This is a genomic window from Helicobacter pylori SA221C, assembly GCF_000476855.1.
GTDB classification, from domain to species: Bacteria; Campylobacterota; Campylobacteria; order Campylobacterales; family Helicobacteraceae; genus Helicobacter; species Helicobacter pylori_DK.
Window position 1 is genome coordinate 110,505 of sequence record NZ_CBPT010000003.1, and the last position, 23,746, is coordinate 134,250.

General features: G+C 37.7%; 18 protein-coding genes and 2 pseudogenes. 10 read left to right on the forward strand and 10 right to left on the reverse strand.

Annotated elements, in window-relative coordinates:
- Positions 1–48: 48 nt before the first annotated feature.
- The 3 genes from QU01_RS08430 to QU01_RS03205 are packed head-to-tail and all read left to right on the forward strand — an operon-like array spanning position 49 to position 5,423.
- Positions 49–1,473, forward strand: coding sequence for a DNA methyltransferase (locus QU01_RS08430; protein ID WP_154213343.1), 1,425 nt, complete (start codon positions 49–51; stop codon positions 1,471–1,473).
- A 5-nt stretch (positions 1,474–1,478) separates the two neighbouring features.
- A complete protein-coding gene (locus tag QU01_RS08215; protein WP_154213341.1) occupies positions 1,479–2,516 on the forward strand; it encodes a DNA methyltransferase in 1,038 nt (345 codons plus the stop codon).
- Positions 2,517–2,525: 9 nt separating this feature from the next.
- Positions 2,526–5,423, forward strand: a complete 2,898-nt coding sequence (locus tag QU01_RS03205) for a DEAD/DEAH box helicase family protein (protein ID WP_033761926.1) — start codon at positions 2,526–2,528, stop codon at positions 5,421–5,423.
- Positions 5,424–5,478: 55 nt separating this feature from the next.
- On the opposite strand, the gene mreC is transcribed toward QU01_RS03205, so the two are convergent.
- From mreC to fabZ, 5 genes are read right to left on the reverse strand one after another with little or no spacing between them, the layout of a single operon-like run.
- Positions 5,479–6,225, reverse strand: coding sequence for a rod shape-determining protein MreC (mreC, locus tag QU01_RS03210; RefSeq protein ID WP_033761924.1), 747 nt, complete (start codon positions 6,223–6,225; stop codon positions 5,479–5,481).
- Positions 6,226–6,228: 3 nt separating this feature from the next.
- Positions 6,229–7,272 (reverse strand): rod shape-determining protein, encoded by a 1,044-nt coding sequence (locus tag QU01_RS03215; RefSeq protein WP_000577744.1) that lies wholly within the window; start codon positions 7,270–7,272, stop codon positions 6,229–6,231.
- 42 nt (positions 7,273–7,314) lie between these two features.
- The gene (gene clpX, locus QU01_RS03220) at positions 7,315–8,661 is read right to left on the reverse strand and encodes an ATP-dependent protease ATP-binding subunit ClpX (RefSeq protein ID WP_033761921.1); all 1,347 of its coding nucleotides are present in this window, start codon (positions 8,659–8,661) and stop codon (positions 7,315–7,317) included.
- Between the two features lies 1 nt (position 8,662).
- Entirely contained in the window at positions 8,663–9,475 is an 813-nt protein-coding gene (gene lpxA / locus QU01_RS03225; protein ID WP_033761919.1) for an acyl-ACP--UDP-N-acetylglucosamine O-acyltransferase, read from the reverse strand.
- 2 nt (positions 9,476–9,477) lie between these two features.
- Positions 9,478–9,957: a 3-hydroxyacyl-ACP dehydratase FabZ gene (fabZ, locus tag QU01_RS03230; protein ID WP_000438079.1), complete on the reverse strand. Its 480-nt coding sequence runs from the start codon at positions 9,955–9,957 to the stop codon at positions 9,478–9,480.
- A gap of 17 nt (positions 9,958–9,974) precedes the next feature.
- Between fabZ and QU01_RS08470 the strand changes: the two are divergent.
- Positions 9,975–10,168 (forward strand): annotated as a pseudogene (locus QU01_RS08470) (flavoprotein oxidoreductase).
- Here QU01_RS08470 and fliW read toward each other — a convergent pair.
- A complete protein-coding gene (fliW, locus tag QU01_RS03235) occupies positions 10,148–10,537 on the reverse strand; it encodes a flagellar assembly protein FliW (RefSeq protein ID WP_033762112.1) in 390 nt (129 codons plus the stop codon). The pseudogene QU01_RS08470 and the gene fliW overlap by 21 nt on opposite strands.
- Before the next feature lie 217 nt (positions 10,538–10,754).
- Here fliW and QU01_RS08435 point away from each other — a divergent pair, with 217 nt between their 5' ends.
- From QU01_RS08435 to QU01_RS03250, 4 genes and pseudogenes are all read left to right on the forward strand, one after another.
- A complete protein-coding gene (locus QU01_RS08435; protein WP_267864688.1) occupies positions 10,755–10,883 on the forward strand; it encodes a hypothetical protein in 129 nt (42 codons plus the stop codon).
- A 60-nt stretch (positions 10,884–10,943) separates the two neighbouring features.
- Positions 10,944–11,605: pseudogene (locus tag QU01_RS03240) on the forward strand (outer membrane protein assembly factor BamD).
- Between the two features lie 41 nt (positions 11,606–11,646).
- Positions 11,647–14,142, forward strand: coding sequence for an endopeptidase La (gene lon / locus QU01_RS03245; protein WP_033761917.1), 2,496 nt, complete (start codon positions 11,647–11,649; stop codon positions 14,140–14,142).
- 8 nt (positions 14,143–14,150) lie between these two features.
- A complete protein-coding gene (locus QU01_RS03250; protein WP_033761916.1) occupies positions 14,151–14,978 on the forward strand; it encodes a prephenate dehydrogenase in 828 nt (275 codons plus the stop codon).
- 273 nt (positions 14,979–15,251) lie between these two features.
- On the opposite strand, the gene QU01_RS03260 is transcribed toward QU01_RS03250, so the two are convergent.
- The 3 genes from QU01_RS03260 to QU01_RS03270 all read right to left on the reverse strand — a co-directional run bounded on the left by QU01_RS03260 (position 15,252) and on the right by QU01_RS03270 (position 20,943).
- Entirely contained in the window at positions 15,252–16,166 is a 915-nt protein-coding gene (locus QU01_RS03260; RefSeq protein ID WP_050579755.1) for a DNA/RNA non-specific endonuclease, read from the reverse strand.
- A 286-nt stretch (positions 16,167–16,452) separates the two neighbouring features.
- Positions 16,453–18,396 (reverse strand): site-specific DNA-methyltransferase, encoded by a 1,944-nt coding sequence (locus tag QU01_RS03265; RefSeq protein ID WP_033761915.1) that lies wholly within the window; start codon positions 18,394–18,396, stop codon positions 16,453–16,455.
- 9 nt (positions 18,397–18,405) lie between these two features.
- A complete protein-coding gene (locus QU01_RS03270; protein ID WP_229260237.1) occupies positions 18,406–20,943 on the reverse strand; it encodes a DEAD/DEAH box helicase family protein in 2,538 nt (845 codons plus the stop codon).
- Positions 20,944–21,150: 207 nt separating this feature from the next.
- On the opposite strand from QU01_RS03270, the gene QU01_RS03275 reads away from it, so the two are divergent.
- Both QU01_RS03275 and QU01_RS03280 read left to right on the forward strand, forming a co-directional pair.
- Entirely contained in the window at positions 21,151–21,999 is an 849-nt protein-coding gene (locus tag QU01_RS03275; protein ID WP_001155595.1) for a biotin synthase, read from the forward strand.
- Positions 21,999–22,877, forward strand: coding sequence for a YihY/virulence factor BrkB family protein (locus tag QU01_RS03280; protein WP_033761912.1), 879 nt, complete (start codon positions 21,999–22,001; stop codon positions 22,875–22,877). Before QU01_RS03275 ends, QU01_RS03280 begins: the two co-directional genes overlap by 1 nt.
- A gap of 236 nt (positions 22,878–23,113) precedes the next feature.
- On the opposite strand, the gene QU01_RS03285 is transcribed toward QU01_RS03280, so the two are convergent.
- Positions 23,114–23,617 (reverse strand): hypothetical protein, encoded by a 504-nt coding sequence (locus tag QU01_RS03285; RefSeq protein ID WP_050579754.1) that lies wholly within the window; start codon positions 23,615–23,617, stop codon positions 23,114–23,116.
- Positions 23,618–23,746 lie beyond the last annotated feature (129 nt).

Genomic DNA, 23,746 nt, shown 5'->3' on the forward strand with positions numbered 1-23,746 from the left:
TTAAAGGGCTTTGTTATAATACTTTCCATGTTTTTAAGGAGCGTGATGATGAAAACGAACGAAGCGCAATTTTATGAAGTTTTAGAAAACCTTTTCATAGGCGTTAAGATTGAAGACAAGCCAGAAAACCTTTTAGATTCTAGCCCTAGAGCCATCAAAAATGGCATGATCAACCTCATGAAGGCTAAAAGCCAGTATTACCACCATAAAAAACAAGAATTAAAAAAACTCATTGATTCAAAATGCCAAAACAACAACGATCTCAAAGAAGAATTGTTTGACAAACTCTATAGCTTTTTCAAGCGTTATTTCAGCGCTAATGGGGGGATTTATTTCAACGACACGCCCCTTTATGATAGCCTTTATACCAAAAGCGATTATGAAAAATGCTCCCTTAAAAAAGACACCGCTTTATTTTATAAAACTAAAGATCTTTATTACGTGAAAAGCGAAACCATTTATAAGGATTTTGCTTTTGAATTAGAAAACATTCTTTTTAACTTTGACGCTTCTTCATTAGAAAGCAAAAAGAATAATGAAAAAACGGATCTAGTCTTTCATTTAGAAAATATAGATCAAGAAGCTAACACCCTAAACTTTAGCGTTACTCTCAGCAGTCAAGGGACTCAAACAAAAATAAGTGAAATCCTAAAAAAATGTTTCAATCAAGGCGTCAAACTTGATGAAGAAGTTTTAAAAAAAGCGTTGGTGAAATTCAAAAAGCAAGGCGAGTTGGACTTTTTTATCCATAAAAACGCGCTAGGGTTTTTAAAAGAGCAATTGGATTTGTATCTGTTTGAATACCTTTTTAAAGAAATCAGCGTTTTTACTAAAGAACGCCTTGATGAAATCAACACCATTAAAGAAGTGGCTTTAGAAGTGATTGTATTAGTGAGCGAGTTTGAAAACGAGCTTTGTAAAATCTGGAACAAACCTCGCTTTATAATGAACTCGCATTTCATCGTGAGCTTAGACAAACTCAAAGCTAAAAACTACGATTTGAATAAAATCACAAACCACCCAAACTACCCTAAACAAGTTAAAGAATGGCAAGACTTGAATTTAAAAACCACAGACAACCTTTTAGAAAATGAGTTTCTGCCCCTAGACACTCTCTATTTTAAAGATTTAGAAGAAGAGATTAAAGATCAATTCAATGAAAATGAAATCAATGGCACGCTCATTAAAAGCGAAAACTACCAAGCCCTAAACTCTCTTAAAAACCGCTATAAAGAAACGATTGATTGCATTTATATTGATCCGCCTTACAACACCCAAAACAATGAATTTATTTATGCAGACAGGTTCAAACGCTCTAGCTGGCTGACCATGATGACTAACCGCCTAGAGCTTGCACATGCTCTATTGAACGATAAAGGCGTGATGTTTGTAAGCATTGATGATAATGAGCAGGCTTATTGCAAGGTTTTAATGGATGAAATCTTTAATGGGGGGGGGGTGATAATTTTGTAGCGAACTTGATATGGCAAAAGAAAAAAGGCGGTAGTCAAGATAGCGAAAATTTTGCAAAAGAGCATGAGTATATAGTGTGCTATCAAAAAGAAAAATTTAATATCATTGATACAGAGATAGACCATGATATGCAAGATTTTAATAAAACTATCAATGGCAAACAAGCTAAAATTCTAAAACTTGAAAAATGGGGAGCTGGAGCTTTAAAATCTGATGCACCTAGCCTATATTATTCTATTAAAGACCCAAATGGTAACGATTTTTACCCTATAGCCCCTAATGGTGAAGAAGGGCGTTGGCGGAAAAAACCTGAAAATTTAGACAGCGAACATATTTTTTGGCAAGAAAATTCTAAAGGGCGTTTAACTCCTTATGAAGTAATTTATTATGATGAAGTCAAAAACGAGAAAAGAGTCGTTAAAACACGCACAATTTTTACAGAGTATGGCACTACAACGGAAGCAACTAAGGAAATTTTAGCTTTGTTTAATGGAACTAAACTTTTTGACACCCCCAAACCCGAAGCCCTACTCAAACGCATTTTAGAAATCTCTACAAAAGAAAACGATCTCGTGTGTGATTTTTTCGCTGGGAGCGGGACGACTTGTGCAGTGGCGCACAAGCTTAAGAGGAAGTATATCGGTATTGAAATGGGGGAGCATTTTGACAGCGTGATTTTGCCGCGCCTTAAAAAGGTTATAGGCGGTTTTAAAAGCGGCGCGCTTAAAGAATTTAATAAAGGTGGGGTAGTCAAAGTTTATGAATTGGAAAGCTATGAAGAGATTTTAAGAAAAATCAAGTATGAAGACAACGACAAACCCTTAGCGTATGATGAACAATACAGCGATTTAGTGGAGCGTAAAAACGAATCTTACACGCTCAATATAGAAGCGCTAGAAAACATGGGCGTAGATATTAAAGAGACTTTAGAAAATTTACACGGCGTTGGAGTGGAGTTTTTCAATGAAAAGGTGGTGAAATTTAAAGGGAATGATAAAGAAGTAGAGATCTTAAAAGCCTTAAAAGAAGCGCTCATTTGGTAAGGAAAAATAATGGCAAAGAAAAAACAAGAAGCAAGGAATAATGAAATTTTTGTCGCTCAAAAACTCGCTGAAGAGGAATTGAACGCTAACGAGATTAACGATCCGTTAGAAATGTTAGACTTTAAAAGCTTTGATAATAATAAGGAGCTTTTAGATTACCAACAACAAGCTTTGATCAACGCTTTTAGAATGCTTACCGCTTATTTTAGGGATTTCAAAGAAAATAAAAAAGAATTTTACGCATTTTATCAAAAACATTATTCATTCGCTCATTGCGATTTCGCTAAAAAGAAACTCAACCATTTGTTAAAGAGCCATTTTAAGGTAGAAAATCATTGCGTGAAGTTTGAAAACTTTATCAACCGCCTAGCCTTTTACATGGCCACAGGGAGCGGTAAAACGATCGTCATTATCAAACTGGTAGAGCTTTTAAGCGTGGCTATGGGAATGGGTTTGATCCCTAAGAAAAATATCATGTTTTTTAGCGCGAACGAGCACTTAATCAAGCAATTTGAAAAAGAAATTGAAAAATACAACCGCAATAAGGACTATTCCAAACAAATTGATTTCAAAAACCTTAAAAGCGTTAAGAATAAGGATTTTTACCACTCTCCAAAAGATTTTTTTCAAAAAATCGCTCTTTTTTATTACCGCGCGGATTTAATGAGCGATGAAGAAAGCAAGAAAAACCTTTTAAATTATAAGGATTGTTGGGATAATGGGGAAAATTATGTGATTTTAGATGAAGCGCATAAGGGGAACAAGACTGAGAGCAAAAGACAGGCGATTTTTAGCCTGTTATCTCAAAGGGGGTTTTTATTCAATTTCAGCGCCACTTTCACTGAAGAAAGCGATCTCATCACTGCGGTGTATAATTTGAGCGTGGGCGAGTGGGTGAAACTTGGCTATGGTAAAGAGTCTGTTTTATTGAAGAAAAACAATTTAAGCGCTTTTAAGGAATTGAAAGATTTAAACGATAGGGAAAAAGAAATCGCGCTTTTAAAGGGGTTATTGCTTTTAGGCATGCAAAAACGCTATAAAACAGAGGGCTATTTTCATGACCCTTTAATGCTCGTGTTCACGCATTCTGTGAACGTGGAAAACAGCGATGCGGAAATGTTTTTCAAAACTTTAGTGCGCGTGATTGAAAACGACAACGAGAGCGATTTTGAGAAAGCTAAAGACGAGTTATTGGAGGAATTAGAGAATCCGGAATTTCTTTTTAGCGATGACAAAGATCAAGACTATAAGATTAAGGTTTTTAAAGAGGGTTTAAACAAGATTGATTTTAAAGGTTTAAAAGAAGAAATTTTTTATGCCAACAATGGGCGTATTGAAGTCATCATTAACCCTAACAACAAGCAAGAAATCGCTTTCAAGCTCAACACAAGCGATAAAGTCTTTTGCTTGATTAAAATTGGCGATATTACAGAATGGATCCATGAGAAATTAAAGAGCGTGAAAGTGGTGAGCAAGAATTTAAGCTATAAAGAAGAGAGCTATTTCAGCCAAATTGATAAAAGCAGTATCAATATTTTAGTGGGGTCTCGCTCTTTTGATACCGGCTGGGATAGCACAAGGCCTAGCGTGATTTTGTTTTTAAATATAGGGCTTGATGATGACGCTAAAAAGCTGGTGAAACAATCTTTTGGCAGGGGCGTAAGGATTGAAAGCGTCAAAAACCAACGCCAAAGGTTAGCGTATTTAGACATAGATGAATCCATTAAAAAAGCCTTGAAACCAAACTCTGCAATGCTAGAAACGCTTTTTGTGATACCCACTAACCCTGCAAGCCTTGAAGCGATTTTAAAGTTCCAAAAAGAGAGCGAAAATAAGGGTGAGAATAGAGGCTCATGGCGTGAAATCAAATTAGAAAAAACGCCTATAAAACACGCATTATTCGTGCCTTGCTACCGAAAAGAACAAACCAACGCTCTTAAAATTTCTCCAAGCGCTTCGTTTAAAATGAGCGAAAAAAATTTTAAGGATTTAAAAGAGTATTTTCATTTAATGAGTGAAAAGCATTTTATTTTAAAGCATGAAATTTATGACCCTAAAGATTACGCGCTGTTAAAAGAAATGATACAAACAGTGCATTTTAAAAAGGTATCAACTTGGCATTATAAAGATTTAGATTACATGATTTCTGAAATTAAAGGCAAGCTATACCCCAATCAAAAAGTGCCTAAAGACGAGTTTAACGCCCTAGATAATGAGAAAATCGTGCATTTTAAAAGGGTTAAAGTTAAGGCGGATAAAAAAGAAAAATTGATTCAAACCATCCAAGAAGTGAAAGAGTATGTGCCTTTGGATAAAGAAAGAATGAAAATCGCGCAAGGCGAGATCGATCCTTATGATACAGAAAAACACAAACAAGACAGAACCTTTAAAGTTGATGAAGCAGAGCTGTTAAAACTCAAAGAGCATTACTACACCCCTTTAATTAAAGCCAAAAACTGCGATTGGCTTAAGCATGTGGTTAAAGTAAAGAGCGAGAGCGATTTTTTAGAAGAGTTGTTAAAGATTACCGAAACGCTGCAAGAAAACTATGATTTTTGGGCGTTCAGCAAGATTGATGAGCATTTAGACAATTTGTTTATCCCCTATATAGACAACGCTACAGAAAGGCGCTTTTTCCCTGATTTCATCTTTTGGTTGCAAAAGGGTGGTGCGCAGATCATTTGTTTCATTGATCCTAAAGGGAGCAAACACACTGATTACGAACATAAAGCAGATGCGTATAAACTTTTTAAAGATAAAATTTTTAACCCTAAAGACGATCCCCATTTCAAAATCAAAGTGGTTTTAAAATTTTATGGAAATAAGGATGATGTGGGGGAGCGTTATAGGGATCTTTGGATTGAAAAAGGGAAACTAGAATATTTTTTTCTGGATTTAAAGGATTAGCCTAATTTCATTGAAAGGGGTTAAAAATGCGCTTGAATTAGCCTTGAATAGAGCGCTAGTTTTTCACATCGCTTAAAAACACATGCCTTAAAAGTTTGGCTTCGCTTAAAAAAGCGTTTTTCAACACCGCGCTTTTATAAGTGTAATGATCTTCAATGCTTGAAACTTCGCCCACAAACACCCCCACTCCAAAAATCCCGTCTAACCCACTCGTTAGCACTTGATCGCCTATGTTAATTTCAGCGCTTGGGACAATAAAATCCACGACTAATTCTTGCTTGAAATTAGATCCTATAAAGCCTAGCACTTGATTTTTGCCTACCATCACGCTATAAGCACACCGCTTGTGAGCGTTCAAAAACCCGTTCAAGCGCCCTTTTTCTAACACCGCAATGCCTATGGCTTGATTGTGAGAGACAAGGCCATAAATCTTATTTTCTTCTAAATTCACAATAGGGTTGAGAGAGACGCTGTGTGTGTCTTCTAAACTGATGAATGAAGTCATAAAAGTGGGGGTATAAGTCATTTTTGGATTCTCTAAAGGATAAATACTATTCAAACGCTCTTTCAAATCGGCGTTTTCTAGTTTTAAAGCTTCTAAAATCAAGCGTTCTTTTTGAAATTCCTTAATGTTTTGGGCTTGAAAAAAATACGCTTGAATGTTGTCTAGTAAGCTGTTTTTAGCGCTCATCAAGGCGTTTTTAATCCGGTCGCTGATATAAGAAGAACTGCCTTTAATGTCTAAAAAATAAAAAATAAGAAAAATCCCTAAAAGCCAAAGGAATTTAAAATAAAAACGCATGCATTATTCACTAAAACCCACACGGCTGAGTAAATCCAAATCTTGTATGGCTTCCCCTGTGCCTTTGGCTACCGCCAATAAAGGCTCATCGCCCACATACACAGGGAGTTTAACCATATCGCTTAAATACTTGTCTAAACCCTTAATCAAAGCCCCACCGCCGGTAAGCACCACGCCATTTTGCACAATGTCTTTAGCTAAATCCGGCTTCACTTCTTCAAGCACGCTCCTTAAAGCGCTAGAGATTTCCCTCACCTGATCTTTAATGGCTTCAAACACGTCATCAGAGCTCAATTCAATCGTGTGCAACAACCCGCTCACTTGATCCCTCCCTGACACTTCCATCGTTAGGGGCGGATCCAATTTGATCGCGCAACCGATTTCAATTTTAATCTCTTCGCCGGTGCGCTCCCCTATCAACAAATTGAATTTCTTGCGGATGTATTCCACGATGCTTTGATCTAATTTATCCCCAGCCACTCTAATGCTTTTAGAAATGACTAGCCCCCCAAGACTGATCACGCCAATTTCAGTCGTGCCACCGCCAATATCCACAATCAAACTCCCTTGCGGCTCTTTCACGGGTAAGCCCGCCCCGATCGCAGCTGCCATAGGCTCTTCAATCAAAAAGACTTCTCTAGCCCCCGCGCTTAAAGCGCTCTCTTTAACCGCATTCCTTTCCACGCTTGTCAATCCATAAGGCACGCACACCATGATGCGCGGGCGGATCCATGTTTTTCGTTTGTGCGCTTTTTCAATAAAGTAGCGGATCATTTTAGCGGTAATGTCATAATCGGCAATCACACCATCTTTCATGGGGCGAATCGCTCTGATGCTGTTAGGGGTTTTGCCTAGCATTTCCTTAGCCTCGCTCCCCACTGCCAAAATATCATAAGCTTTAGAATCAAACAACCCCATGCGCACCGCCACAATAGAAGGCTCATTGATAATAATGCCCTGCCCTTTGACTAACACGATCGTGTTAGCCGTGCCTAAATCTATGGCAATATCATGCGAAAACAAACCGATTAATTTGCTAAAAATCATGCCCTTTCTAATCCTTTATCATTAAATTTATAAGCGTGTCCCTTAAGGAAGAATTTTAGAATGCGTTTTAGCGATGATCAAAGGTTCAGCCTGTTTTAAAACACAATCTTTAGTGATACGCACTTCCGATCCCTTAAGCTTGGGTAAATCAAACATAATATCCAAACAAAAATCTTCAATGATCGCCCTTAAGCCCCTAGCCCCGGTTTTTCTTTCTAATGCGAGTTGAGCGATTTCTTTAATCGCTTCTTCTTCAAAGATCAAATCCACCTCATCCATTTTGAAAAGTTGTTGGTATTGCTTGATTAGAGCGTTTTTAGGTTTTTGTAAAATATCCACCATCGCTTCTAAACTGATACTATCTAGCGTGCTTAAAACCGGCAAACGGCCAATAAGCTCAGGGATAAGCCCGTAAGTAACCAAATCATGGGTTTGGACTAAATGCAAGATCGCTTCTTGCTCTTTTTTACTCATCTTTTCTTGAGTGAAACCCAACATGTTTTGCGTGGTGCGTTTTTTAATGATTTCAGCTAACCCATCAAACGCTCCAGCGCAAATGAATAAAATATCGCTCGTGTCAATTTGAATGAAATTGCCCTCAGGGTGCTTTCTGCCGCCTTTGGGGGGGATATTCACTAAAGAGCCTTCAACGATTTTCAACAACGCTTGCTGAACGCCCTCGCCAGAAACATCTCTAGTGATAGAGCGGTTTTCTGACAAACGGCTGATTTTATCAATCTCATCAATAAACACAATGCCTTTTTGGGCTTTTTGAACATTCCAATCGCTCGCTTGCAACAATCTTGTAAGGATATTTTCCACATCTTCGCCCACATAACCCGCTTCAGTCAGGCTGGTCGCATCGCTAATGGCGATAGGAATATCCAAATGCTTGGCGAGAGTTTGCGCCATTAAAGTTTTGCCTGATCCTGTAGGGCCGATCAGTAAAATATTAGACTTGCTCAACTCCACTTCTTCTAAATGCTCCAACTCCACATTGCTGTCTTGGTTGTCTTGTTTTTTGAGTTTTTCTTTAAAAGATAAGCGTTTGTAATGGTTATACACGGCTACGGAAAAAACCTTTTTGGCCTGCTCTTGCCCTATCACATAATTGTCTAAAACCGCCTTAAGCTCTTTAGGGGCTGGAATGCGAGAGAGCAAAAACTCTTCTTCATAAGCGCTGGATTCCATTCGCCTCAATCGGTCTCTTTTGAGCGTTAATAAAGAATCCATTCTGTCGTATTTGTGCAATTCCCCATGCATCACATCTATACAATATTCGCACACGCACACATCTTTATTCAGGTTGCTCGCAAAAATAATGCGGCGTTTTTTGGGATCTCTGGATTCTGGTTTTTTGCAAAAACTGCAATAAAGCGTTTCGTTCATGTTATTCCTCTTGTTTTTCTTCGCTAGAATATTCGCTTGACTTATACGCCACGCCCCTAGAACTCTCTAAAATAAAAGAGCAAATCTCTTTTACAAAAGGGTTATTGGCATGCTCTTCTAATTCTAATTTAGCGCTCTCTCGCAAGGAGGGGACAGGGCGAAACAACCTCTTATAAAGCGCATAAATAAAATCAATATCCTTACTCTCTAGTAATTGGCGCATCCGGTGGCGGTTTAACCCCCTAATAAAAGCGCGATTGCCCTCTACGGTGCAATAAGGCGGCACGTCTTTGCCTAAAGCGCTCTTACCGGCTATCATGCAGCCTTTAGCGATACGCACAAACTGATGGATTGCGGTAAGACCGCCGATATTGACATAATCGCCTATTTCAATATGCCCTGCTAAAGTTACGCCATTAGCCAAAATGCAATGGCTGCCAATCACGCAATCATGAGCGACATGCACATAAGCCATGAGCAGGTTTTTATCCCCAATAAGGGTTTTTTTAATCCCCCCTTCAGTGCCGGGATTTATCATGCAAAATTCACGAATAAGGTTGTCTTCTCCAACAATCAGTTCGCTGTATTCGCCCTTATATTTTAAATCTTGAGGCTGTGTGCCTAGCACGGCAAAAGGGAAAATTTCGGTGTTTTTCCCGATGAAAGTATGCCCTTGTAAGGTTACATTGTTATGGAGTTTCACGCCTTCATCTAGTTTGACGCCATCTCCAATCACGCAAAATTCCCCAATCTCTACGCCCTTGCCAATCTCTGCTTTAGGAGAGACAATGGCTGTTTTTGCAATCTTACTCATTTTTATTCTCTCTCTGCGATCATGGCTTTTAATTCGGCTTCAGCGACCACTTTGCCATCCACTTGAGCCGTGCCGCCCACCTGCCAGATCATGCCCTTATGTTTTAGGACCTCTAAATGGTATTCTAATCTGTCGCCTGGGGTTACAGGAATGCGGAATTTAACCTTGTCAATCGTCATGAAATACACGATTTTTGTTTTGGCTATTTCAGGGTCAAACCCCCACAAGCTAGTGAAAGCTAAAAACCCTCCCGTTTGCGCCATGCCCTCTACGATCAAAACGCCCGGGAAAATGGGCTTATTAGGAAAATGCCCGTTAAACACGTCTTCATTAAAAGTGATATTCTTATAAGCGACAATTTTTTGATTGGCTTGTAACTCTATAATTCTATCCACTAAGAGCATGGGATAGCGGTGAGGTAAAATCTGTAAGATATGCTCTATAAAAAATTGAGATTGCAAGTTTTGATGGCTTTGTTCCATAAAATAAACTCCTTGTTTTGGATTCAATTAAAGCACTATTTTTAGCGTTGGTTATTCTAAAAAATAACCGCTATTATACCATAAGAAAACGCTCGCTTGTATTTGCAAAAACACCGATGCATTGCGCCATAAGCTTAAAGAAACGCCTTATATAGACACCATTCTGCACCGCTCATGCACCGCTCATGTATTATTCATGCGTGTGGCTTAGAATATTTTCTCTTAAATGATAGTGTGGGTATTTGTTAGAGTCCAAAACCACTTGCCCCATGAACTGCTTGTCTAAATTGAAAATTAAAGGGGCTAAATAATTCACGGTGGAAAGCTCAATGGGGGTTTGAACGACCATGATATTAGCGACCAGAACGCTCTTTGCTCCCTCTAATTCTAAAAGGATTTTTAAGGGGGTAGGCACTTCAAATTCGTATTTTCTTAAAGCAAAGGGATTGACCAGCGTGAAAGACACCATGGAATTATTTTCTGCGCTATTCAAACGCAAAAAAACTTCATCAATCTTTTGCAAACGCATTTTATGAATGGTTTCAAACCCTAAGATAGGCGCTTTCACATCAAAAATCATAGGCGATTGCATTCCCTTTAAAAAAGCACAAAATCTTCTCCTTAAAGAATAAAAGACCGCCTTAAAACCAGCGCTCAATGATTTCTAAACTAAACTCTGTATTATATCAAACAATTTTGGTAAAATCAATTTCTGCTAGTTTTGGGTATAATCCCAATAACTTAACCATGATGGAAGTTTAACTGAATCATTATAAAATTTAATAAAGGAGTAAGAAATGAGCAAAATAAAACCACAAATCAAGAAAAACAATCCCAGCAAATCTCATTACAGCACTGGGTGGAACGTTTTTGGTGCGGTGTGCTTGATTTGGAAAAATGGTGCTGACATTATTCGGTGGGAATAAGAAAGATAAGAAAAAATAACCATGAGTTATTCAAAAATTTAATTTTATAAGACAGGTGGCATGCGTTTAAAACATTTTAAAACTTTCCTTTTTATCACAATGGCAATCATTGTTATAGGTACCGGTTGCGCGAACAAAAAGAAAAAAAAGATGAATACAACAAACCGGCGATCTTTTGGTATCAAGGGATTTTGAGAGAAATCCTTTTTGCTAATTTAGAAACAGCGGACAATTATTATTCTTCTTTACAGAGCGAACACATCAATTCCCCCCTTGTCCCAGAGGCGATGCTGGCTTTAGGGCAAGCGCATATGAAAAAGAAAGAGTATGTTTTAGCGTCTTTTTACTTTGATGAATACATCAAGCGCTTTGGGACTAAGGACAATGTGGATTATTTGACCTTTTTGAAACTGCAATCGCATTATTACGCTTTCAAAAACCATTCTAAAGACCAGGAATTTATCTCTAATTCTATTGTGAGTTTAGGCGAATTTATAGAAAAATACCCTAACAGCCGTTACCGCCCCTATGTAGAATACATGCAAATCAAATTCATTTTAGGGCAAAACGAGCTCAATCGCGCGATCGCGAATGTCTATAAAAAACGCCACAAGCCTGAGGGCGTGAAACGCTATTTAGAAAGGATAGATGAGACTTTAGAAAAAGAGACTAAACCCAAACCATCGCACATGCCTTGGTATGTGTTAATTTTTGATTGGTAGGATATTTCAAAACCATACACATTATAACAGAGAGATGAAAAATGACTGAAGATTTTCCTAAAATTCTGCCTTTATTGGTAGAAGAAGACACTTTTTTATACCCCTTTATGATAGCCCCTATTTTTTTGCAAAATAACGCCAGCATTAAGGCGGTAGCTTACGCTAAAAACAATAAATCGTTAGTCTTTATTGCATGCCAAAAAGACAAATTGAATGACAATGAAGCCCCTTATTATGATGTGGGGGTGATAGGTTCGGTGATGCGTGAAGCCAACATGCCTAATGGGCGCGTGAAATTGCTCTTTAATGGCATCGCTAAGGGGCGTATTTTAGAGCCTGCTAAAGAAAACGAGCAAGGCTTTTTGGAAGCTCAAATAAGCCCTATTGAATATTTAGAATACGATAAAGAAAACATTCAAGCTATTGTGGAAGTGTTAAAAGAAAAGGTGATCACTCTAGCCAATGTCAGCTCACTCTTCCCCCCGGATTTGATCAAGGCTTTAGAGGACAATGACGATCCTAACCGCATCGCTGATTTAATCGCAGCGGCCTTGCATTTAAAAAAAGATCAAGCGTATTCTCTTTTTGCCAACAACAACACCGAACAGCGCTTGTTGGATTTGATTGATATTGTGATAGAAGAGACTAAAACCCAAAAACTCCAAAAAGAAATCAAATCCAAAGTCCATCAAAAAATGGAGCAAACCAATAAGGAATATTTCCTAAAAGAGCAGCTCAAACAAATCCAAAAAGAGCTTGGCACAGACAAACAGCGAGATGAAGATTTAAACCAATACTACCAAAAACTAGAAAGCATCAAGCCTTTTTTAAAAGAAGAAGCGTTTAAGGAAATCAAAAAGCAAATTGACCGGCTGAGCCGAACCCATGCGGACAGCTCGGATAGCGCGACTTTACAAAATTACATTGAAACCATGTTAGATGTGCCTTTTGGGCAATATGGGAAAAAAGCGCTTGACATTAAACAAGTCAGAGAGCAGCTAGACAAGGATCATTATTCCTTAAAAAGGCCTAAAGAGCGTATTGTAGAATACTTTGCCACCATGCAGCTTTTAGAAATGCGCCGCAAGAAAAAGCCAGAAAAAAAAGACAAAACTAAAGGCACGATTTTATGCTTTTATGGGCCTCCTGGCGTGGGCAAAACGAGTTTGGCTAATTCCATTGCTAAAGCGATAGAGCGCCCTTTAGTTCGGATCGCTTTAGGGGGATTAGAAGATGTGAATGAATTAAGAGGGCACAGACGCACTTATATAGGCTCAATGCCTGGGCGCATTGTCCAAGGGCTCATTGAAGCTAAAAAGATGAATCCGGTCATGGTTTTAGATGAAATTGATAAGGTGGATAGAAGCGTTAGGGGCGATCCAGCGAGCGCTTTATTAGAGATCTTAGACCCTGAGCAAAATAGCGCTTTTAGGGATCATTATGCGAATTTTAGCATTGATTTGTCACAAGTGATTTTTATCGCTACCGCTAATAATATTGACAGGATTCCGGCTCCTTTAAGAGACAGAATGGAATTTATCAGCGTGTCCAGCTACACGCCTAATGAAAAAGAAGAAATCGCTAAAAACTATCTCATCCCCCAAGAATTAGAAAAGCATGCCTTAAAGTCTAGCGAAGTGGATATTAGCCATGAGTGTTTGAAACTCATTATTGAAAAATACACCAGAGAAGCGGGCGTTAGGGATTTACGAAGACAAATCGCAACGATTATGCGTAAAGCGGCTTTAAAATACTTAGAAGATAATCCGCACAAAAAAGGGCGAACCAAAAAAAGCGAGGATAAAAAAGGCGAAAATGAAGAAAACGAAAAAAGAGGTGGAAACAAAGATTTCTGCGTCTCTATCACGCCTAACAACCTTGAAGAGTATTTAGAACGCATGGTGTTTGAAATTGACCCCATAGATGAAGAAAATAAAATCGGTATCGTCAATGGTTTGGCATGGACTCCAGTGGGCGGTGATGTGCTTAAAATTGAGGCGGTTAAGATCAGGGGTAAGGGGGAATTAAAACTCACTGGGAGTTTAGGCGATGTGATGAAAGAATCCGCCATTATTGCCTTTTCTGTTGTCAAAGTCTTATTGGATAACGAAACCTTAAAAGCGCCTAAAATCCCTAGCGAAACCCCTAAAGATATAGAGGGTAAGAAAAAGAAAAAAGAGCTGAAAGTTTATAACGCTTACGATTTGCACTTGCATGTCCCTGAGGGGGCTACGCCTAAAGACGGACCGAGCGCTGGGATCGCTATGGCGAGCGTGATGGCGAGCATTTTGTGCGACAGGGCTACAAGAAGCGAAGTGGCAATGACGGGCGAATTGACTTTGAGCGGGGAAGTTTTACCCATAGGAGGGTTGAAAGAAAAATTGATCGCCGCTTTTAAAGCCGGCATTAAAACCGCTCTCATCCCTGTCAAAAATTACGAAAAGGATTTAGACGAGATCCCTGCTGAAGTGCGAGAGAATTTAAACATCGTTGCGGTGAAAAACATCGCTGAAGTGTTAGAAAAAACCTTACTTTAGAAGTTGGCATGAAAGCAGGCATTATTGGTTTAGGGCTTATGGGGGGGAGTTTGGGGCTAGCCTTGCAAGAATGGGGGCGTTTTAAAAGCGTCATAGGCTATGATCATAACGCTTTGCATGCCAAATTGGCTTTGACTTTGGGGCTTGTAGATGAATGCGTGGGATTTGAAAAGATTTTAGAATGCGATGTGATTTTTTTAGCCATTCCAGTTGAGGGCATTATTGGGTGTTTGAAAAAAATGACTCCCGTTAAAAAAAGCACAACGATTATTGATTTAGGGGGCGCTAAAGCGCAAATCATTCATAATATCCCCAAAAGCATCCGTAAGAATTTCATCGCCGCGCACCCCATGTGCGGGACAGAGTTTTATGGCCCTAAAGCGAGCGTTAAGGGGCTGTATGAAAACGCTTTGGTGATATTGTGCGATTTAGAAGATTCAGGGACCAAGCAAGTAGAACTCGCTAAAGAAATCTTTTTAGGCATTAAAGCGCGCTTGATCAAGATGAAATCCAACGAGCATGACACCCATGTGGCTTATATCAGCCATTTACCCCATGTTTTGAGCTACGCTCTAGCCAATAGCGTTTTAAAGCAAAACGATCCAGAGATGATTCTATCTTTAGCGGGTGGGGGTTTTAGGGATATGAGCCGTTTGTCTAAAAGCTCGCCTTTAATGTGGAAAGATATTTTCAAACAAAACCGAGACAATGTCTTAGAAGCGATTGAAAAATGCGAAAAAGAAATCGCGCAAGCTAAGGCTTGGATAGAAAATAACGATTATGAAAGCCTTGCAGAATGGATGGCGCAAGCGAACAAACTCCAGGAGTTCATGTAAAATAATTTAAAATTTTGTATATTGTTGTTTTTAGGGGTGCGAGAGCGAAATAGGGTATTTGGGTTGTTTTTATGGATTTAGGCTGTTTCATATGGATAGCATGGATTTATCTAGCAAACCAGCAAACAACCATAAGAGATTATCTTAAATCCGGATCTATTGTTGTGTTTGCCATAATTGTAATAATAATTTCATCTCATTCCTCCAACACCTATAAAACTTTTATCGCTTCTAATAAAAAACCAGTTTTAAGCCATTTAGAAATTTGATTTCTTAAACCTTTATCCAAAATACCGGTGTTTTTACGGGCATTTTAAGAGCGGTTTTATACTTCTTAGCGTTGTTAAGATACTTAGGCAATTCGTTCAACTCATTGTTTTTATTGTTCTTAAAAACCACCTGCTTTTCAACCCGCTCATATTCTTTACAATCTCTTCTCATTTCTTGTAAGGGATAGTTTTGGTTGTCATTAGGGATATAAAAACATTCGCTTTTAGCGTTTTCATAGCTGTCCGTTAGGCTTATATCATAGTGGTACCAAAATCCGCTAGGGATAGCGATATTCTTAGAGCTAAAGGTTCTATAACCCTGTTTGATGATGGTGAGTTCTTCTACTAAAACTTGATGGTATTTCCTGGCCAAATTACGGCCCTCTTTTTCTACCAATAAAACAGAATGCCTGTTGGTGTTTTTGGCTTCAGGGGTGATATTAGTCATTCTGTAAGTCTCTCTTAAAGGGTTAGACGCAAAATCAAAAGAAGCGTCATTCGCCACAAAATGCCCCCTATCAAAACCGCTTCTGGTGTAATCTTGTGTCGTGGCTTGTTGGTATTTGGCTAATCGTGTGTCCGTCTTAAACTCATAGCGTTTTTCAATATTATTTTTATCCACTAAATCCCCAAACAACACGCTCACGCCATAAATAGGGTTTTTTAATTCGCTAGAATAACACACCGAATAGAAGTTATTTTTTAAGACCTTACAATCAATGTTAGTGAGCATGCCATTAGCGTTATGAGTGGGATTGTGGTTTTTAGTAGGATTAGCGCTATTGACTTGATCTTTGATTTCATTAAGCTTTTTAGTGGTGTAGCTGTTAATAGCCTTAGTGAAATTATCCAGCATGTCCGCTTGGAGCCAACTCATAGCGAAAAGGCTAAAACAGAGCCAGTTTTTAAAGGTTTTCATGTTTTGCTCCTTGTTGGTTGGCTTGAATACTACAACAATATTTTTAATCGTTTATTTTTAATGATCTTTTTTATTTTATAGCGAGTTTATAGCGAGCGGATGCTTACTGCTAGCGGATTAGTTATCCTTATGTCAAACAGAGCTAAAAATTTTTTAGCCCAAGCGGTTTTAAATTCCTCTAGCTTTTAAACCACATTGTTTATTCTATATTGTTTATTTTTACCCGCTAAATAGCCTAGCGCGTAGCGTTTTGATGCGTTAAGTGGTGTGCATTGAACGATTAAGCTTAAGAATAAAAAATTTCATTGTATTTTTTAGTGCTATCATCTATCTCCCATGCGTCTTCGTCAATATCGCCCAAGTTTAAATAGTCTTCATTAGAGTCAAAAAGCTTGCAATAAATCCTTTTTTGCTCGTTTAAGTCTAAATTGTGGAACTCTTCGCTATCAATTTCATCCATCTTACAATCGGCGCGTTTTAAAAAACGCTCGCTAAGAGTTTCAAAGATTTTTAGGCATTCGCTCTTACTTTTAGCGTTGGTGATTTGTTTTTTAATTTCTAAATTCACTTCTTTTAATTCAGCATAGACAAAACTCCCGCCCCCTTTAAAACCGCATTTTTTAGAAATGCCCCCTTGCTCGCCCTCTATGACTTTTTTTAACCTTTCTTTAGTGATCGTTTCTATATAGTCCATTTGCTCGATGCCAATGTAGCGGCGTTTCATTTTGTGCGCCACCGCGCAAGTCGTCCCGCTCCCGGCGAAAAAGTCTAAAACGAGATCGTTTTCTTGGGTGGAAATTTCTAAAATATCTTTAATAAGTCGTTCGGGTTTTTTGCCAGCTTTCCACACTAAATTTGCTTCTTTATTGATATTCATCATATCTTTATAAAAGCTTCCCCACCAATCTCCCCTTATTTTTCTTAATCCAATTTTTGCGTCAAAGTCATCAGTTTCGCCAATAGCATCACTTAACTTAAGAAGTTGTCTTATAATATTATTTGAATTTTTAAATATTAAATATTGATTATATTCTACAATCTCTCCATTGTTAAGACTGCTTTCTTGTTCTTTCGTAAAGTTAAAATTAACCTCTATCATTGCGTCCCGATAAATATTGTTTGCATTTTTATGGATAAAATCTCTAAAGTCTTTATCATCATTGTAAAGAGCTATAATCTTGTCTTTTATTATATTTTCATATCTATTTTTTAAGAAATTTAATAGTGTTTCTCGTTTTTTAGTTTTAGGATCTATATAGATCGAATAGTGTTCATCCCATTCTTTAGCCACATAAAGAGAACGGATAAAACTAAAATTCTCCATATTTTTTGAATAAATTAAAATATATTCGGCATTTTTAACAATATTTCCTTTTTTAGCCGAAGCCATTTTCATGCCTTGCGTTGTTGATAATTCTACATGCAAACAAGCCACAAAATTCTCTCTAAGAAAAATCTCATCCATTAAAACCTTTAAGTAAGCCTGTTCGTTGTCATCGCATTGCACAAAAATCACGCCATCATCGCTTAAAAATTCCCTAGCCACTTCAAGCCTGTTTTTCATAAACACTAGCCATGAGCTGTGGTTGAAATTATCGTTGTAATTAAAGCTGTCATTACCCGTATTATAAGGGGGGTCAATGTAGATGCATTTCACTTGTTTAGCGAATTTCTTTTTTAAGGAATGAAGAGCGATCAAATTATTGCCTTTGATAAGGTAGTTTGTGTTTTTATCTTTTAAAGCGCTTTGTAAATCGCCTTCCCCATGCATTTCAAAACGGCACAACGCTTTTTTCTTTAAAAGCGTGTCAATTTCTTTTTTATGCAATATTTCATGGTAAAAAAGCTCGTTAGATTTGGTGTTGTTGTCTTTAGCGTTACCCAATAAAATATTGTCTTTAAAAGGGAAATTCAAAACGACTAGTTCGCTGGATTTTATCAAACCCCCTTGTGAATATAAGCCTATTTTATTTTCAAATCGTGTGAAAGAGCGATCTAATTCTTTTGTTTCTAAATATTTTTCTAAACATTCCAATAACGCTTTTTCATTGAATACAAGCGTGTTGGCGATCGTTTTAAAAAAAGCGTTTTTGTAGTCGTCAGCGTTTTCATGCTCAAGCATGAAAGTTAAAAGCTTTTCATCAGCTGTTAGGATTAAAGTAACTAATCGTTCTTTAGTGAAATGGTTGATTAAAGCATCTAGTAGGGTTTTGAGTGGGGTTTTTAACATTTGTGGTCCTTAAAAATTTGAAAAAATTTGATTGAAAGCGGTTGCAAATTCGCCATTGACTACGCTATTATGGAGCGTGAAAAAAGGCAAGCCTTTTAAATGGAGTTTTTTGTTATGGCTTTTAAGCGTGGCGTTTTCTAGCATTTCTAAAAATTCTTTTTTCCAAGCGTTAGAAGGCTCTAAATGCTCGCCTTTAGCTTCCATGTAACAAGTGAAGCCTAAAAATTCATCTTCATGCGTTTGGGCAAAAAGGATAAAATCCGGCTCAAAACCTTGCGCGTAAAAAGGGCTATTTTCTATGTTGCAAAAAACTTTTAATTCAGCGAAATGGTCATTCCTTAAAACGCACCATTCTTTGAATTTCTCGTCTAAAACCTCTTTATTATCGTTGATGAAAGCTAAAAACTCCCTTTCTAAATCGCTGTCTAGTTTTCTCATGTCTTTAAAAAGCAGCCATTCATAAAAGGGAATGCCTTTTTCCCATTCGCTAGCGCTAAGGCTTTTATTATGCGTTTCAAATTCTTTCAATTCTAACGCGCTCACCTCGTATTTATCTTGCTCTTTTAAAAGCGTGTCTTTTAAGTTTTCAATGATATAAACAGCGAGTTTTAAAAGGATTTCGTTGTTATCAAACTTTTGGCTTTTATGGAAGTTTGTTTTTAATGGCGAAATATATTGCTCTATAAATCCCACTTTATTGTTAAAAGCATGTTTTTTAAAGGCTTTTTTAAGCGTTTTAAAATCTAGGTTTTTTAAATTAAGGGCTTTTAAAAAATAGTTTAGGGGGATTTTGTCTAAAGTGTGGGGTATATAGTAAGTTTTATCGCCTTTATTTTCTTCTTTAAAATCCACTTTCTTTTCACGCACGCTAAAAGCAAATAAAGGGACATGCAAGCTTTTGAGTGTGGCTTCAACAGGGCCTGAATAATCCACATTGAATAAGTTTTTCTTTTTGTCTTTTGTATTGCTCGCATAGTAGCATTTGAAACGCTTGGTGGGTGTTAAAGGGATGGTCTGTTTTTCATTTACAAATCCTAATCCTAACTCTCGTAATTCTTCTTTTAATTTAGCGATAAATTCGCTGTCATAAATGGCATGGTAGTCTAACCTCTCTAACGCGCTTAAGGGGTTAGAAAGATCAAATTTGCGTTGGTAAAACTCTATGCGGCTTGGCTTGAAATCGTTATAGCTAAAGGGGTAGTATCTCGCTCCTCGCCCTATGAGCTGGGCGTCTTTGGTGGTGTCTTTTTGGCTCGCTTTATTTTTAAGCCTGACAATATCAAACAAATTTAACACATCCCAACCTTCATTGAGCTTATCCACGCTAAAAATCACTCTTTTAGGGTTGTCTCTGTCTTCTAGGGAGTTCAATAAAGGCATGCCCTTTTCTAATTCTTTTTCGTTATTGGTGTTAATCTGGGTGCTTTTTTTGAATTTCGTCTGCAAGAATGCGGTAAGGTTAGGGGTGTAATTTTGCTTGTCAAAAAAATTTTTAGCGTCTTTAAAAAAAGCGTTGCAGCTGTAATGGAAAAAATTTTCTAAATCTAAAGGGCTTAAATTTTCTAAAAAGGCGTTGAAGCGCTCTTGATTTTCTTTGCTGTCTTCAATCCTCTCGCTTTTAAACAAAATGCATGGTTTAAAATTTTCAATATTGTGGTGTTGGGCTAATAATTCTTTATACAAACTGGAAACGCATGCCCCTAAAAAGCGCGTTTCTAATTCTTTATTTTCATAAGAAAGGGAGTAGATGTTTTTGCAAAATTTATCCTCGCTAAATTGTTTTAAGGTGTAAGTTATCACCTTTAAATTTTTATATTTTTCTTCAACGCTTTTTTCATTAGGGATAGTGGCGCTAAATTCCAGCAATAAATTGTCTTTATTTTGTTCTAGCGCTAATTTCACAACGCTTTCCCAATTGCGTTTTTCACTAGCCTCACTATCATTCAATTTCTTTTTAGTCTCTGTGTTTAAATGGTGCGCTTCATCCGCTAAAAAAACCAATTTCTGATCTTTTAAATCCTCTAGGGTGATAGCGTTTTCTTTAGCTTTAGTGAATAATGAAAACAAGCCTTGAATGGTGCTGAAATAAATGTTGATAGCGCTTGCTTGGCTCTCGTTTAAATTATTGATGCTTTTAATTTCTGTGTTCTCATCATTGATATTGATATTCTCACTAAAAAGGTATTTTGATGAGACGCTGTCTGTGAAATTCAATTTCGTTTTTTCTAAAATGCTGGTGCTATTCACAAAAAAGATAAAGTTTTGATAGCCTTGTTTGCAGCATTCTAAAATCAAAGCCGCCATCACTAAGGTTTTACCGCTACCGGTGGCCATTTCAAACATGAAATGCTTTTGAGTTGGGTGGGATTGTCGTTTTTCTAAATAATTGTGTATCGCTTGCTTTTGATAGTCTCTAAGCTCTTTTTTTAAATTACTGGTGATGTGGGTGGGTAGCTCTATTTCTTTATTATTGGGTGCGTTATTTAACGCATGATTTTTTATTGCTGATTGGGGGGGGGGGTAACTTTGAATGGATGAATCTTGCATAAAATCCCTTAATGAAAAAGTGAGAAAATTATAGCGTAAAGTTTTGAGATTGGCTTTAGAGGCACTAGCGAACAATTAAATTAAAATCAAATAAAGTTTTAGTTTTAATATTTAATGGAATAAAGCCTTTAAAATCAAAAGCGCTTCTTTTTCTTTGCTATAATCAATCCAAAAAAAAACCAACTTTTTTAAAACAAAGGAATGATGATGCAAGAGATTTTTTTATGTTCTATTTCCAATGTGCGCAGTGGGGATTGCAAGGAAGATTGCGCTTATTGCACGCAAAGCTCACACCACCAAGGAGCGATCAAGCGCTATAAATTTAAAGACGAAAAAGTGGTTTTACAAGAGGCTAGAGCGTTAAAACAATTAGGGGCTTTAGGGTTTTGTCTGGTTACTTCAGGGCGCGAATTAGACGATGAAAAATGCGAATACATCGCTAAATTAGCTAAAGCCATCAACAAAGAAGAATTAGGCTTGCATTTAATCGCATGCTGCGGGCGCGCGGATTTGGAGCAACTAGAGTTTTTAAGAGATGCGGGCATTCATAGCTATAACCATAATTTAGAGACTTCGCAAAATTTCTTCCCTAAAATTTGTTCCACGCACACATGGGAAGAAAGGTTTATCACATGCGAAAACGCTTTAAGGGCGGGATTAGGCTTGTGCAGTGGGGGGATTTTTGGGCTTAATGAGAGCTGGGAAGACAGGATTGAAATGCTCAGAGCCTTAGCTTCACTCTCCCCACACACCACGCCGATTAATTTTTTCATTAAAAACCCGGTATTGCCCATTGATGCAGAGACTTTAAGCGCAGATGAAGCCCTAGAATGCGTGCTTTTGGCTAAGGAATTTTTGCCTAACGCTAGGCTTATGGTGGCTGGGGGGCGTGAAGTGGTGTTTAAAGATAACGATAAAAAGGAAGCCAAGCTTTTTGAATACGGCATCAATGCGGTGGTGTTAGGGGATTATTTAACCACCAAAGGCAAAGCCCCTAAAAAAGATATAGAAAAACTGCTCTCTTATGGCTTGACAATGGCGACAAGCTGTCATTAATGAGAGAACTTTTTAAAAGCGTTAGAGGGTTTTTGCGCCTTCTTAGAATGATTTTCCCCAAGCGTCTGAAAAACGCCTTTTTGGGCTTGAGCGAATTGTTTTACTACGCTTCTAGCTTGAGTTTTTATACGATTTTGTCTTTATCGCCTATTTTGTTGTTTGTGTTTAGTCTTTTTGTGTCTCATTATTTGCAAGCGCACAGCGGTGAAATGGAAGCCTTGATTTTCCCCAACGCTCCTAAACTCATTGGCGCGATTAAGGATTTTTTAGAAAATTTTAAAAAAACAGACATGACCTTAGGCACGCTTGAAGAGGTGTCCATTGTGGTGGCGTTGGTGCTTTTTTGTGAAAACTACCGCTCCATCGCGTCAAAAATTTTTGATGCAAAGCCCAGAGATTATGCGCATTTTAAGGGTAAAGAAATCTTTTTATTTTGGGGTTTTGGCACGACTTTAGTGTTTTTATTCGCTCTGCCTTTGGTGGTGTTTTTTGATATTAAGATCCAAGTGTTTTTTGAAGATAAAGATTCAAGCCTGTTGCATGTTTTAAGATGGATAGGCACTTACGCGTTTTTTTTGATCCTTTTTACCATTCCCACGAATAAGGTGTTTAAACATTATTTTTGGGTGTTTTTATGGGTGTTTTTTACGAGCGTTTCTTGGCATGTGTTAAAATGGGCTTTCACTTATTATGTGTTGTATAATCGCACTTACCATGAGCTTTATGGGAGCGTTTCTATTTTGTGGTTTTTGATGAGCTGGGTGTATGTGAGCTGGCTTGTGATTTTAATTGGCATGTATGGGTGCAAGGTGTGTGATGCATTCGATCCTAAAGAAGTGTTTAAGAAATTTTTAGGCTTTTTTAAAAAAGAAACTTGATGAAAAAAGTTCTCTTTTAGATCGGTTCTAAAAATCTAAAAACACATAAAACCATTTAAACCCCCAACACCCCAACTAAAAAGTTAAAAATAAAAGAAATGAAAAAAGCAACAGAAAAATAAAGCACTAAAATATAGTCAATAATGAAATCAGATAAAAAGCAAGACTAAAAAACATTTCCCTATCCCTGCACCGACCTACATTCCCACCCTTGCAAAGGGTAACATGTGAGATTTTTAAACTAAGACAACTCTTTCACCTTTGGCTTTTAAGGCTTCTTGCACCTTTTCATACCACCCCATAATGATTTGCGAGGTTTCTGTCCCCGGACTTACGCACTTATTTAAAGTGCCTCTACCCTGTGGGATCGTCTGCCCATCTTTTGCCCAATCTAAAATCTTAACGGGTCGCCTGTAATGTATCCAATCCACTAAAGGGTCTTCTTCTTCGCTAACACATAATGCCCGATCTTTGTGAATGTTATACGCCCCGCCGATGACTTGTGCGAGTGCTACAAGTTGTTGTCCATGCTTGATGGCTACAATGTCATTCACCCGCATCACTTCTAAAAAATCTCTAATTTGTCCTTTGCTCTCTTCCCAATCCGCTAAACCAATGAAGTGGTATTCTTCTAAAATTTGGCACACATCATGCACATCCCATCTTACTTGCAGATGTTGCTGATGGATTTGCATGTGCCAAAATTCTTGAAAAGGAATGCTTGAAACATCTACGACCATAAAAACCTCCTAATTGTTGGTATTCTCTACCCATTTTCTTAATTGCCCATACCTCTCATCTCCAGAAACTGAGAAACTGAGAAACTTTAGCGTAAAAAACTAAATAACCCCCAAACAAACAAAACAATG